Genomic DNA, 12,704 nt, shown 5'->3' with positions numbered 1-12,704 from the left:
CCGCCGCCTACGCCTGGCCGTCGTAGAAGGAGTCGAGGGTCTCGCCGTAGCGCTCCTCGACCGCCTTGCGCTTGACCTTCAGGCTGGGCGTCAGCTCGCCGGTCTCGACCGCGAAGTCCTGCGAGAGGATCGAGAACTTCTTGATCGTCGCGTAGCTGGCCTGGTCGGCGTTCACCTGGTCGACCGCCTTCTGGACCTCCTCGCGCATCCGGGGGTGCGCGCGCAGCTCCTCCGGGTCGGTCGGCAGGCCCTGGGCCTCGGCCCACGGCCTGGTCACGTCCATGTCGAGGGTCATCAGCGCGGTGCAGAAGTTGCGGCGGTCGCCGTGCACGAACACGTGCGAAAGGTACGGGCACGCGGCCTTGATGCGGCCTTCCAGGTGGGTCGGCGCGACGTACTTGCCGCCGGAGGTCTTGATCAGCTCCTTCTTGCGGTCGGTGATGGTCAGCCGGCCCTGGTCGTCGAGCTCGCCGATGTCGCCGGTGTGGAGCCAGCCGTCCTCGAGCGCCTCGGCGGTCTCCTCCGGCAGGCCGTGGTAGCCGCGCATGATGCCGCGACCGCCGATGAGGATCTCCCCGTCGTCGGCGATGCGCACCTCCGTGCCGGGCAGGGGCTGGCCCACCGAGCCGAACTTCACGTTCGCCGGGCGGTTGAGGAAGCTGCCCGCCGAGGACTCGGTCAGCCCGTAGCCTTCGAGGATCGTCAGCCCGGCCGCGTCGAAGAACTCGGCGATGTCCTGCGAGAGCGGCGCCGCCCCGGAGATGAAGTAGCGGATCCGGCCGCCGAAGCGGGCGCGCAGCTTGCTGAACACCAGCCGGTCGGCGATCGCGTACTCGATCTTGGTCGTCAGCGGGATCGGGGCGCCGTGCTGGCGGGCCCGGACCACCCGGACGCCGGTCTTGCGCGCCCAGTTGAAGATCTTCAGCTTGGCGCCGCCCTCGCGCTGCTGGGTGGCCGCCACGGTGTTGTGGATCTTCTCGAAGATGCGGGGGGCGGCGGCCATGAACGACGGCTGCAGCGCGCCCAGGTTGTCGGCGATGCGGTCGAGCCGCCCGTCGATCGCGGTCGGCGTGCCGATGTCGATCATCACGACCTCCAGCAGCTTGCCGAACGAGTGGGACAGCGGCAGCCACAGGAAGTGGAGGTCGTCGGAGGTGATCAGGTTGAGCTCGCGGACCGCGCTCGCGGCGTACAGCCAGTTGTCGTGGGTGAGCTCCACGCCCTTGGGGCGGCCCGTGGTGCCGGAGGTGTAGATGAGCGTGGCCAGGTCGGCCTCGCCGATGGCGTCGACCATGGCGTCGTAGTCGGCCTCGGCCGCGGCCTTGCCCGGCACGTCGTCGAGCTTGATCACCCAGCCGTCGTCGCTCGCGGTGCCGTCGATCACGATCACCTGCGTGACGTCCGGCAGCTCCTTCTGCACCGAGCGCAGCTTGGCCACCTGGTCGTCGTTCTCCGCGATGACGATCGAGGTGCCGGAGTCGTTGACGACGAAGGCGCACTCGGCCGCGGTGTTGGACGGGTAGATCGTGGTCGTCGCCGCGCCGGTCGACAGCACCGCCAGGTCGCACAGGATCCACTCCAGGCGGGTGGAGCACAGGATGGAGACCCGGCGGTCGGGGCCCGCGCCGAGGGCGGCCAGGCCGAGCGCCAGCTCCCGGACCCGCTCCCCGGTGGCGCGCCAGGACAGCGACGTCCATCCGTCGCCTGACGGCGTCCGGTACGCCTCGGCTTCGGGGGTGGCCGCGATCCGGTCGCGGAGAAGAGAGGGGATGCTGGACATGCCTGACCTCCTGTGGGGGTGTTGCAGCAGACTCTAGGACGAGTGCGCGCCTCCAGTCGACGGGCTGCGCCCCCGGCCCCCCGAGGTCCTCCCCACGAGGCACGACGTGCGTACCTCCCAGGCGCCGCAGGCGCACCGCAGATACGACACCACGCCGTCGGAGGTGGCGTGGGTGGAGACGAGGGTCAGGGCGAGCGGGTCATGGAGGTGTCTGGAGTCCATGCCCCCAAGGTGATGTAATGGTCTTGTGCATTTCAACACTTACGGCGGCAACGGGGCCGCGCTCTCGGCGGCCCTGGTCAACGCCACCGATTTCCGGCCGGAGCCGCTCGCCGGGCTGCTGACCGAGCACGAGATGCTGCGCACCGCGATGACGCCCGCCCAGGCGGGGGAGATGGAGGCCTGGGCTCTCCGCCTCGACCCGGTCTTCGGCGAGCCCGAGGTCGCCAAGCAGATCACCCTGGTCAACGACCTGCTGGAGATCACCGCGGCCAGGCCGTTCGTGAGCACCCACGACGGACTGACGCCCCACCTGCACTTCTCCTCGACCGAAGGCGACATCGTGGCCAGGGCCAAGGACACCACCGCCGGCGGCCTGGCGATGGCCATCTGCTTCTCCGACGGGCGCAGGCTCGGCCGCTGCGACCGTGAGGGGTGCCGCACCGTGTACGTGGACACCTCGCGCAACGGGCGCAGGCGCTTCTGCTCGCTCGCCTGCGCCAACCGGGTCAACGTGGCGGCGCACCGTACCCGGCAGAAGGGACTCACGGGAACGTGAATTGACGTCGGGGGATGAAGCGGGCGATAGTGTGGCAGGTGACTGCCCCTCGGATCTTCACCTGCACGCTCGCCCTGGCGGCTCTCACAATCGGAGCGTGCAGCGCCGCGCCCACCGTCACCGGTGGTGAGACCAGCGCGAGCGGCGTGGCGGGCGGCGACGGCGCGGCGGTCGCGGGAGACCCGTCGACCTCGTCCGCCCCCGTGCCCACCGCGCTGACCGCCGACGCCTACAAAGGCGAGCTCGACGGCCGGCGCGACGACATGAGCAAGGCCATCAAGTCCCTGGCCGGCGCCCGCTCGCTGAAGTCGCTCGACCAGCGCGTCGTCAAGGCCCAGGAGACCCTCCAGAGCGCCGCCGACGAACTGGCCCGGCTCAGCCCGCCGCCCGAGGTCCAGGCCCAGCACACGGCGTACGTCGAGAGCCTGCGCGAGGTCGCGCTCCAGCTCGGCACGTCGGCGACCAAGGTGGGCAGCAGGGACCTGTGCACCCCGTCCGCCGTCTTCACCGACCTGGACGACCCGCTGACCGCGCTCGGCCGGGCCGGCAAGGCGCTGGAGGACGCCGGCGACTACGAGGCCGACATCGTGTCGGTGAAGGCCGCGGGCAAGAAGAACAGGCGGCTCGGCAACGGCCACTTCCTGCGCAAGGGCGGCTCCGGCGGCCGCAGCTCACTGCAGATCCACAACGGCGGCACCCGCGACGCGGTGATCAGCCTGGTGCGGGGGAAGTCCAAGGTCTACAGCGTGTACGTGCGCAAGAAGGCCAAGTTCAAGATCAACAACGTGGGTGACGGCAACTACCGCATCTACTTCACCCACGGCGTCGACTGGGACGGCAAGAGCCGTTCGTTCACCCGGGAGTGCAGCTTCGAGCGCTTCCAGAAGTCGGTGCGGTTCAAGACCACCTACACCGCCACGCAGATCCGCTGGCACGACTGGCGGATCACGCTGCACGCGATCTCCGGCGGCAACGCCCGCACCGCGAAGGTCGACCCGGACGACTTCCCGGCCTGATCGCACGAACGGGGCCTCGCGGTCGCGCGGCCCCGTTCTGACGGATCAGCTGGAGAAGAGCATGCCCACCCAGCTGCGCTGGCGGTGATGCTTGCTGTGGCCGTAGTGGCCGCCGGGCCGGGGCGCGCCCCAGGCCGGGCCGCCCGGCGCGGGCGGCGGAGGAGCGGCGTGGTAGGCCGCCTCCATCTGCGTCAGCGTCTCGAGCTCGCCGTAGTCCAGGAAGATCCCACGGCAGTTGTCGCACTGCTCGATGTGGATACCGTTGCGCTCATACGTCCGCATGTTGCCGCGGCACTTCGGGCACTGCATCTACACGCACTCCTTGGCCTCGATGTCCTGGGTGAAACCTATCGCGCGCGTCGCCGTCACGCCCTGACGATTCTGCTGCACGATTCGACCAACGAATGCTCGACCTCGTCCAGTTCCCTGCCTTCCCGGTGGGCATGGCAGACGGCCACGGCCGCGAGTTGCGCCGTCACCTGCCTGGCGGGCAGGTCGAGGCGGCGCCACGGGTCGTCGCCGCCCAGCGCCGGGCCGCCCGCCGCCAGGTAGGCGCCCAGGAAACGGTCCCAGACCTCCGGCTCCAGCAGGCCCGCCGCGTACCACGCGGCCGGCCTGGCCAGGTCCCACGCAGGGTCGCCCACCCCGAGGTCGTCGGCGTCGATCAGCAGCCACCGGTCGCGGAACACGAGCTGGCCCAGATGCCAGTCGCCGTGCGCGAGCAACCCCGGCCCCGGCTCAGGCTCGGGCAGCTCCGCGAACGCGCGCCGGATCAGCCGCTCCACCGGACCGTCGCCCTCCATCCGCCGCACCGCCCTGGCCGCCCTGCCAGGGCCGCCGGCCGCGGGCAGCCGCGGCAGCAGCGTGAGAGGCACCGCGTGCAGCCGGGCCAGCAGCCTGGCGCCCTCCTCCCAGGGAGCGTCATCCGCCTCCTCCCGCCTGATCGGGCGGCCCGCCGGCCACACCGTCACGGCCCGCCCCGACACCGTGAGCACGTCGGGCACCAGCGGCGCCAGCATCACCCCGGCCAGCGCGGCGGACGCGCAGGCGCGTAATCGCGCGCGCAGGCCGGGCACGTCCTCCCGGACGGCGTGCGCCTTCACCACCACCTCGCCGCGCCGCACCACCACCGAGTCCGAGCGCGTCTGGTGACGCACCGGATCGCCGCTGCCCCCGTACGTGCCGGCGACCCCGGCCAGCTCCCCCTCAAGACCCACTCGTACAGACTAGGGGCATGAGAATCGGATTCGCCGTGCCCCAGTCAGGGGCGTGGGCCGCGCCGCAGGCCATGCGCACGATCGCCACCCGGGCGGAGCGGCTCGGATACCACGAGCTGTGGACCTTCCAGCGGATGCTCTACCCGGTGGGGCACGAGATGGGGCCCACCTATCGCAGCGTGCACGACCCGCTGATCACGCTGTCCTACCTGGCCGGCGTCACCGAGCGGATCCGGCTCGGGGTGGCGGTGGTGAACGCGTTCGTGCAGCCGGTGCCGCTGGCCAAGCAGCTCGCCACCCTGCAGACCCTCTCGGGCGGCAGGCTGACGGCCGGGCTGGGGCTCGGGTGGGTGGAGGAGGAGTTCGAGGCGGCGGGGGTCGACTTCGCGCGGCGCGGGCGCAGGGGCGAGGAGTTCGTCGAGGTGCTGCGCAAGATGTGGGGCGACGAGGTGGTGGAGCACCGGGGCGAGTTCTACCGGATCTCGCCGTCGTACGCCGACCCGAAGCCGTCCCCGGCGCCGCCGATCCTGCTGGGCGGCACGGCCGAGGTGGCGCTGCGCAGGGCGGGGCGGCTGGCCGACGGGTGGGTGAGCTCCAGCCGCGAGGACCTGTCGGGCATCGCCGGCCGCATCGCCCTGGTGAAGGCGGCGGCCTCGGAGGCGGGGCGGGACGCCGGGTCGCTGCGGTTCGTCTGCCGGGGCGTCACCCGGGTGCGGCCCGAGCCGGGGGAGCGGCGGCGGCTGACGGGCACCGTGGAGGAGATCAGGGGCGATGTCGCCTGGCTGGCGGAGCAGGGCGTGACCGACCTCTTCCACGACCTCAACTTCGACCCGCACGTCGTCACCGCCGACCCTGACGAAGCACTCCGCCACGCCGAGGCCCTCCTGGAGGCCCTCGCCCCGTCCGCCTAGCCGTTCCGGAACATGCCCGGGAGCGCGGACCGGTCCGTCCGCGCTTCCTGGGACGTTCAGCGTGTGGGGTTTGCGGGCGGTGTCCAGTACCGCACATCAGGACCTCGAACGCCTCCTGCCAGCGGGCAGGGTCTACGCTGTGACTCGCGGGCACCGCATGATCTCCAGTCTTCACACACCGATGATCAAAGATGGCTGCGCCCGTCTTCACCGCCCCCGGTCACGACGTGCGAAGACGGGGCCGCATCCCTTCCGTGTCCCGCACGGGGCACGCAGTGTTCGCCCGCCGTCTCGTGCCAGGAGGACACATGCAACGCGGTGAAGTCTGGTGGGTCGACTTCGATGAGCGACGCCCGGTCGTGCTGCTCTCGGACGAGGAGTCATCCGCCTTTCAGGCGATGCAGGTCGTTGCGCCAGCGGGCGTCGACATGAGCGGCCTGGGCGTTGAAGTGGCCGTAGGAGCCCCGGAAGGACTGCCCTTCGAAGGCGTGCTGCGGTTCGCGTTCCCGCGTCCGGGCTTCACTCCGTGCACATGGCTGACCACCGTGGCCCGGGACGACCTGATCGAGCGGGCGGGCTTGTTGTCCTCCGTGAAGCTCAGCGAGGTTGGAGAAGCCCTCCGCGCCGCTGGACAGAGGAGGGAGTGGACCCCGATGACGGCTGCCAGGATCAGCGAGATCAAAGATGCCCGCCGTCTCGAAGGACTCGAGTAGCGGACGCCTGTGCTGCCCAGCTCGATCTCGCCGACGACTGACCGCTGCCCCCTCTTCACCGCACTCCAGCGACAAGATCACGATCTACGGCTGGAGCACTAGGAGGACAGGCGCAGGGCTTCGGTTGCGATCGCGGTGCGTAGGTCGCGGACGCCTGGGCGGCCGCGTAGCGGGTGTACGGCGTTCGTCAGGAGGACGGCCGTCAGACGGCGGGAGGGGGAGACGATCAGGGAGGTGCCGGTGAAGCCGGAGTGGCCGAACGCGTCGTCCAGCGGGCCGACGATGCCCGGGTCGCCGATGCGGACGCCGAGCCCGTGCCGGAACGGCGCGCCCGTCACGCCCTGGTCGCGCAGCATCTCGGCCACGGTGTCCGGGCGCAGCGCCGCCCCGCCGCCCAGCCTGAGCGCCTCGCCGAGCGCCAGCACGTCGTCCGCGGTGCCGAAGACGCCGGCGTGTCCCGCCACCCCGCCGAGCGCGTACGCGGTCTCGTCGTGCACCTCACCCCGCACGCAGCCCGGCCCCGGTCGCTCGGGCTTCCACTCGGTGGCGGCGACCCGTGAAAGGTCAGCGACCCCCTGGGACAGCCCGCCGGTGGGCGCAGGCGGGGTGGGGGAGCCGATCTCGTACGGGGGCCCGCTGTCGGTCGTGGGCTGGGTGGGAGGGCTGGAGACCGGGCGGTAACCCGTGGCCGTCAGGTTCAGGGGGCCGGTCACGCGGGCGCGGACCAGCTGGTCGAGGGGGAAGCCGGAGGCCAGTTCCGCCACCCGGCCCGCCATCACCAGGCCCACGTCCGAGTACAGGTACGGCCCGCCCACCGGAGAGGTCACCGGCGTCGAGACCATGGCCGCCATGCGCGCGGCCGGAGAGGCGTCCGGGAGCTCCAGGTCGATGCGGCGGGTGGGCTGGAACCCCGCCGTGTGCGTCAGCAGGCGGCGCAGGGTGATCCGCGGGTCGCGGCCCGGCAGCCAGGCCGCCACCGGCTCGTCCAGGCCCAGCACGCCCTCTTCGGCCAGCGACAGGACGGCGGCCGTGGTGAACAGCTTGCTGATCGAGGCCAGGTCGAAGACGGCCTCGCGGCTCGCGGGCGGCCTGTACTCGGCGAGCGTGAACGCGGCGTCCCGGTAGCGCACCAGCTCGCCGGCGGCCGAGGCCGCCACGACCGCGCCGTCCACGGCGATCAGCGCGACAGCCGCCGGGCACACCCCCGGCACGGCCTCCGCCAAGATCGCGTCCAGCCGATCGGACATCCTCTAGCCCCCCGTACGTCGAATGAACCCAAACCCAGGACCCCCGAGTCGACAGATCCCCGTCAGCCGCTCAGCGCGTCGCTGAGCCGCTCCCCGTGGGAACGCAGCAGCGCGCGGGCGCCCTCCGCGTCCAGCTTGTGCCTGATCATCAGCACCGCCACCTTGGCCTGCCCGCCCGCCTCGGCCAGCGCCCGGCCGGCCGCCTCGTGGCCCGCCCCGGTGATGTCGCTGACCATGCGCACCGCGCGCGAGGCCAGCTTGCTGTTCATCGCCGACATCTCGATCATCTGGTTGCCGTACGTGCGGCCGAGCCGGACCATCGAGATCGTCGAGATCATGTTGAGCACCAGCTTCTGGGCCGTCCCCGCCTTGAGCCGGGTGGAGCCCGTCACCACCTCGGGGCCCACCACGACCTCGATCGGGTGCTCGGCGGCGGCCGACAGCGGCGCGCCCTCGTTGCACGACAGGCTGACGGTGAGCGCCTCCCGGCGGCCCGCCTCCGCCAGCGCCCCCAGCACGAAAGGGGCGCGCCCGCTGGCCGAGACGCCCACCACCGAGTCGAGGGGGCCCACTTCCAGCTCCGCCAGGGCGGCGGCGCCCGCGTCCGCGTCGTCCTCGGCGCCCTCGACCGAGCGGGTGAGCGCTTCATGACCGCCCGCGATGACGCCCTGGACCAGCTCCGGGTCGGTGCCGAAGGTCGGCGGGCACTCGGACGCGTCCAGCACGGCCAGCCGGCCCGACGTGCCCGCGCCGACGTACAGCAGCCTGCCGCCCTTGCCCATCCGCTCGGCGATCGCGTCGATCGCGTCGGAGATGGCCGGGATGGCGAGGGCCACGGCCGCCGGCACCGCGGCGTCGGCCTCGTTCATCAGTCGGGCGATCTGCAGCGTCGGCAGCCGGTCGATCTGGCTGTAACGGGGATCGCTCTGCTCGGTGGACGGCTCTGGTAGCGGATCAATCATGACGCTAATTTCCACCCTCTACTTCTCTCTTGTAAATATCTTTCAGACAATGGGTTCATGTCATACGTACGCACCGGAGCCGAACGGCTGGCCGCGGATCCGTCGCTGGCCGGCGGGACGCGCCTCGGCCTCATCACCAACCCCACCGGGGTCCTGCCCGATCTGACCCCCACCGCTGACGCGCTGCTGGCGGCCGGAGTGCCGCTGACGGCGCTGTTCGGCCCCGAGCACGGCGTCCGCGGCACCGCGCAGGCCGGCTTCAGCGAGGGCGACGCGGTGGACGCCAGGACCGGGCTGCCGGTCCACGACACGCACAAGACCGAGGGCGAGGCGCTGGACGAGCTGGTGGAGCGCTCCGGCGTGGACACGCTGGTGTTCGACATCGCGGACGTGGGCGCCCGCTTCTACACCTACGTCTGGACGATGTACGACCTGCTCGCCTCGGCCGCCCGGCTGGGCCTGCGGTTCGTCGTGCTGGACCGGCCGAACCCGCTCGGCGGGACCGTCACCGAGGGCCCGCCGCTCGACCCGGCGTTCGCCAGCTTCGTGGGCCGCTTCCCGCTGCCGCTGCGCCACGGCAGGACCGCGGGGGAACTGGCCACGCTGTTCGGCTTCGACGCCGACCTGCGCGTGGTGACCATGGAGGGCTGGCGGCGCGACATGACGTTCGCGGCCACCGGCCTGCCCTGGGTGATGCCGTCGGTCAACATGCCCACCCCCGACACCGCGCTCGTCTACCCGGGGACCGGGCTGTTCGAGGGCACGAACTTCTCCGAGGGCCGCGGCACCACCCGGCCCTTCGAGCTCGTCGGCGCCCCCTTCGCCGACGAGCGGTTCGCCCCCGCGCTGGCCGCGCTCGGCCTGCCCGGCGTACGGTTCAGGGAGACGTGGTTCACGCCCACCTTCCACAAGCACGCCGGCCTCCCGGTACGGGGAGTTCAGCTGCACGTGCACGACCCGGAGGCGTTCCGGCCGGTGCTGACCGGGGTGAGCATGCTGCACGTGGCGCGCACGCTCTACCCGGGGCACCTGGAGTGGCGGGGGCCGGAGCAGTTCATGGACCACCTGTGGGGGTCCGGCAGCCTGACCAGGTGCCTGGACGCCGGGGAGGATCCGCGCGGCCTGTGCGCCGAGCCCGCTCCCCCTGACGGACCTCTCCTCTACGGCTGACTTCACGCCAGTTCGCGCCCGTACAGCCAGAAGACGCGCTCGGCGCGGGCGCCGACGCCGCGCGCGTAGAACCGCAGCGGGCCGACCCAGCCGATCTGGGCGGTCCGCTGCCCGGCCGCGCGCATGTCGGCCAGGCAGAGCCGGAGCAGCACCCGGCCCAGGCCGGTGCCGCGGGCCTCGGGCGCGGTGCCCATCGGCCCGAACCAGGACGGGCGGGTGCCCCAGGCGGCGAAGGCCAGCACGCGGCCGTCGCGCTCGGCGTAGTGCAGGCCGGAGGCGTTGACGGCCTCCCAGGCCCAGGCGTCGTTCCAGTGCTCACGGGCGAACTCCGCCACCCGCTCCCGGTCGCCGCCGGCCGCGCGGACCTCGATGCCGATCTTGGCCAGGCGCTCCACGTCGGCCCGCACGTCCAGGTTTGTGTCCAGGTCCGCGGTCATGTTCCAGGCCGTGCGGTCGAGCTCGTAGCCGAGGCTCTCGGCCAGGCAGGCGGCGGGCGTGTAGCGCACGTCGATGCCGGGCCAGGCGTAGCAGGGCGGGTTCCCGGCCAGGCGGACCCGGCGGGCGCCCTGGCCGCGCAGCCACTCCTCGGCCGCGCGCAGCAGCGCCCGGCCGCCGCCCAGGCCCTGGTGATCGGGGTGTACGGCGAGGAGGTCGACGTGGCCGACGGCCGGATCCGCGGTGGACATCGACGCCATGGCGAGCCCGCCGCCGGTCACCAGCGCGGCCCAGCGGCGGTTGGCCGGCGGCGCGGCCAGCCTCTCCACCAGCGCCCCGGCCTCTTCCGCGTCATGGACGAGCGCCGCCCGCGCCACCTCGGCGGCCCGCGCCAGATCGGCGCCGCGCAGCTTGCGCAGCACCCGGACCTCCCCCGTCTCTCCGGGCGGGGGCGTGGGGACGGTGGGGTGGGAGGTCACCTCACACCTCGCTCATCGGGCGGGCCACGACACTGCGCCGCTCCGGGTAGAAGCAGGCGTGCTCCTGCGGGATGCCCTCCGTCACCTGCAGCAGGGGGCGCTCGTCCGCGCAGCGCTCGCCGCGGAACGGGCAGCGCGGCGCGAACAGGCAGCCCGACTCGTCCTGCCCGGCCTCCATCGACTCCACCGGCGTCACCGGCTGCTCGCCGGGCCGCTCCAGGCCGTGCAGCACCGGGATTGCCGACAGCAGCGACTGCGTGTACGGATGCACCGGGTCGGCGATCACCGTGTCCACCGGCCCCCGCTCCACGACCTGACCCCGGTAGATCACGTACAGCTCGCCGTCGTCGCCGATGTAGCGCGAGGTGGCCACGTCGTGGGTGATGAACAGCACCGCCACCCCGAGCCGCTCGCGCAGGTCCTTCAGCAGCGCCAGGATGCCCAGCCGGAGCGAGACGTCGATCATCGACACGGCCTCGTCGGCGACCAGCATCTCCGGGTCCACGGTCAGCGCCCGCGCGATGACCACGCGCTGCCGCATGCCGCCCGAGAGCTGGTGCGGGTAGCGGGCCAGCACGCTGCCCGGGTCGAGCCCGACCATCGACAGCACCTCGGCGGCCCGCTCCTCGATCCACGCCTTGGACCGCCCGGTCTGCTTGGCGCGCAGGGTCAGCGGGGCGTTCAGCGTCTGGTGGATGGTGCGGGTCGGGTTCAGCGCCGAGTACGGGTCCTGGTGGATCAGCTGGATCTTGCGGAAGTGCGGCTGGCGCTGCTTGGGCTTCAGCGACGACATGGGCACGCCGTCGAGCGTCAGCTCGCCCTCGTCGTAGGTCTCCAGGCCGGCGATGATCCGGCCCAGCGTCGTCTTGCCGCACCCGGACTCGCCGATGAACGAGGCCGCGCCGCCCTTGGGGATGGCGAAGTCCACCCCGCGCAGCGCCCGCACCTCGCGTGCGCCGAGCACGTTGCCGCGCTGCTTGAAGGTCTTGACGATGCCTTCTCCGGTGATCACGCGTGCTCCCTCACCTTCACCGCGTGGCAGGCCACGATCCGGTCCCCGTGCGCGACGGCCGCGGGGTCGTCGGTGTCGCAGACGTCCATCCGCAGCTCGCACCGGTCCCTGAACACGCAGCCCCGCTCGGGCACGGTCGTCAGCGTCGGCGGCCGGCCGGGCAGCGCCCGCGCCTCGGCGATGTCGCCGGTCAGCCTGGGGATGGCCCTGATCAGGCCCTTGGTGTAGGGGTGGCGGGGGTCGCCGAGCACCTGCCTGGTCGGCCCCTGCTCGACCAGCCTGCCGCCGTACATGACCGCGAGCCGGTCGGCGACCTCGGCCACCACCCCGATGTCGTGGGTGATCACCAGCGTGGTGAGGCCGCGCTCGGCGTGCACCTCGCGGACGATCTTCAGGATGTTCGCCTGAGTGATCATGTCGAGCGCGGTGGTCGGCTCGTCCAGCACCACCAGGTGGGCGTTGAGCACCAGCGCCAGCATGATGCCGACCCGCTGGCGCATGCCGCCCGACAGCTCGTGCTGGTGCGAGTCGAGCACCCGCGCCCCGTCCAGGCCCATCCGGCCGAGCAGCTCCCTGGCGTCGCGGACCAGGCCGCGCAGGTCCTCCACGCCGTGCGAGCGGCCCAGGTCGAGCACCTGCTTGCCGACCGTCTTGAGCGGGTTGAGGGAGTTCTGGGCGGCCTGGAAGACGTACCCGACGTGCTTGCCGCGCGCCTTGCGCAGCTCCTCGCCGCGCAGCCCGACCACGTCGCCGAGCCCGTCGATGTCCACGCTGCCCGCCGCGATGCGGCCGGGCGGCTGCACCGCGTTCAGCAGCGACAGCGCCAGCGTCGACTTGCCCGAGCCGGACTCCCCGACGATGCCGGTGATCGTACCGGGCTCCAGCGTCAGCGCCACGTCCCGTACGGCGGGCAGCTCGCCCGCGGGTGTCTTGTAGACGACCGTCAGGCCGTCGATGCGCACTCCCGGCGCTTGTCCTGGCACT

14 protein-coding genes are annotated in these 12,704 nt (G+C 72.3%); 5 read left to right on the top strand and 9 right to left on the bottom strand.

Annotated features, from left to right (window positions below; all coding sequences use genetic code 11):
* Positions 1–7: 7 nt before the first annotated feature.
* Positions 8–1,780, bottom strand: a complete 1,773-nt coding sequence (locus ABD999_RS40090; RefSeq protein WP_148032519.1) for an AMP-dependent synthetase/ligase — start codon at positions 1,778–1,780, stop codon at positions 8–10.
* 33 nt (positions 1,781–1,813) lie between these two features.
* Positions 1,814–2,002, bottom strand: a complete 189-nt coding sequence (locus ABD999_RS40085; protein ID WP_148032518.1) for a hypothetical protein — start codon at positions 2,000–2,002, stop codon at positions 1,814–1,816.
* Positions 2,003–2,027: 25 nt separating this feature from the next.
* Between ABD999_RS40085 and ABD999_RS40080 the strand changes: the two genes are divergently transcribed.
* Both ABD999_RS40080 and ABD999_RS40075 read left to right on the top strand, forming a co-directional pair.
* Positions 2,028–2,558: a CGNR zinc finger domain-containing protein gene (locus tag ABD999_RS40080; RefSeq protein WP_148032517.1), complete on the top strand. Its 531-nt coding sequence runs from the start codon at positions 2,028–2,030 to the stop codon at positions 2,556–2,558.
* Positions 2,559–2,596: 38 nt separating this feature from the next.
* On the top strand, positions 2,597–3,574 hold the full coding sequence (locus tag ABD999_RS40075; RefSeq protein WP_148032516.1) for a hypothetical protein: 978 nt from the start codon (positions 2,597–2,599) through the stop codon (positions 3,572–3,574).
* 45 nt (positions 3,575–3,619) lie between these two features.
* Here the strand turns inward: ABD999_RS40075 and ABD999_RS40070 are convergent, their stop codons facing one another.
* Both ABD999_RS40070 and ABD999_RS40065 read right to left on the bottom strand, forming a co-directional pair.
* Positions 3,620–3,883, bottom strand: coding sequence for a TFIIB-type zinc ribbon-containing protein (locus tag ABD999_RS40070; protein WP_148032515.1), 264 nt, complete (start codon positions 3,881–3,883; stop codon positions 3,620–3,622).
* 56 nt (positions 3,884–3,939) lie between these two features.
* Positions 3,940–4,791 (bottom strand): phosphotransferase family protein, encoded by an 852-nt coding sequence (locus tag ABD999_RS40065; protein WP_271276488.1) that lies wholly within the window; start codon positions 4,789–4,791, stop codon positions 3,940–3,942.
* A 17-nt stretch (positions 4,792–4,808) separates the two neighbouring features.
* Here ABD999_RS40065 and ABD999_RS40060 point away from each other — a divergent pair, with 17 nt between their 5' ends.
* Both ABD999_RS40060 and ABD999_RS40055 read left to right on the top strand, forming a co-directional pair.
* On the top strand, positions 4,809–5,702 hold the full coding sequence (locus ABD999_RS40060; protein ID WP_271276487.1) for a TIGR03619 family F420-dependent LLM class oxidoreductase: 894 nt from the start codon (positions 4,809–4,811) through the stop codon (positions 5,700–5,702).
* A 308-nt stretch (positions 5,703–6,010) separates the two neighbouring features.
* Complete coding sequence (locus ABD999_RS40055; RefSeq protein WP_271276486.1) at positions 6,011–6,415, top strand: type II toxin-antitoxin system PemK/MazF family toxin; 405 nt, start codon at positions 6,011–6,013, stop codon at positions 6,413–6,415.
* Positions 6,416–6,513: 98 nt separating this feature from the next.
* Here the strand turns inward: ABD999_RS40055 and ABD999_RS40050 are convergent, their stop codons facing one another.
* Together ABD999_RS40050 and murQ are read right to left on the bottom strand one after the other, a co-directional pair.
* A complete protein-coding gene (locus ABD999_RS40050) occupies positions 6,514–7,662 on the bottom strand; it encodes a serine hydrolase domain-containing protein (RefSeq protein ID WP_271276485.1) in 1,149 nt (382 codons plus the stop codon).
* Between the two features lie 62 nt (positions 7,663–7,724).
* A complete protein-coding gene (gene murQ, locus ABD999_RS40045) occupies positions 7,725–8,624 on the bottom strand; it encodes an N-acetylmuramic acid 6-phosphate etherase (RefSeq protein WP_219544504.1) in 900 nt (299 codons plus the stop codon).
* 57 nt (positions 8,625–8,681) lie between these two features.
* Here murQ and ABD999_RS40040 point away from each other — a divergent pair, with 57 nt between their 5' ends.
* The gene (locus ABD999_RS40040; protein ID WP_271276484.1) at positions 8,682–9,794 is read left to right on the top strand and encodes an exo-beta-N-acetylmuramidase NamZ family protein; all 1,113 of its coding nucleotides are present in this window, start codon (positions 8,682–8,684) and stop codon (positions 9,792–9,794) included.
* 2 nt (positions 9,795–9,796) lie between these two features.
* Here the strand turns inward: ABD999_RS40040 and ABD999_RS40035 are convergent, their stop codons facing one another.
* From ABD999_RS40035 to ABD999_RS40025, 3 genes are read right to left on the bottom strand one after another with little or no spacing between them, the layout of a single operon-like run.
* The gene (locus tag ABD999_RS40035) at positions 9,797–10,708 is read right to left on the bottom strand and encodes a GNAT family N-acetyltransferase (RefSeq protein WP_271276483.1); all 912 of its coding nucleotides are present in this window, start codon (positions 10,706–10,708) and stop codon (positions 9,797–9,799) included.
* 1 nt (position 10,709) lies between these two features.
* Positions 10,710–11,720 carry an ABC transporter ATP-binding protein gene (locus ABD999_RS40030; RefSeq protein ID WP_219544506.1) on the bottom strand — a complete coding sequence of 337 codons (1,011 nt, stop codon included), beginning with the start codon at positions 11,718–11,720 and terminating at the stop codon, positions 10,710–10,712.
* The gene (locus ABD999_RS40025) at positions 11,717–12,703 is read right to left on the bottom strand and encodes an ABC transporter ATP-binding protein (RefSeq protein WP_261808645.1); all 987 of its coding nucleotides are present in this window, start codon (positions 12,701–12,703) and stop codon (positions 11,717–11,719) included. The genes ABD999_RS40030 and ABD999_RS40025 overlap by 4 nt, the downstream gene beginning before the upstream one ends.
* Between the last annotated feature and the right edge of the window lies 1 nt (position 12,704).

This window comes from Nonomuraea ferruginea, assembly GCF_039540635.1.
GTDB lineage: Bacteria > Actinomycetota > Actinomycetes > Streptosporangiales > Streptosporangiaceae > Nonomuraea > Nonomuraea ferruginea.
Note: the sequence above shows the minus strand (reverse complement) of the source record. Positions and strands in the feature narration are given on the sequence as shown.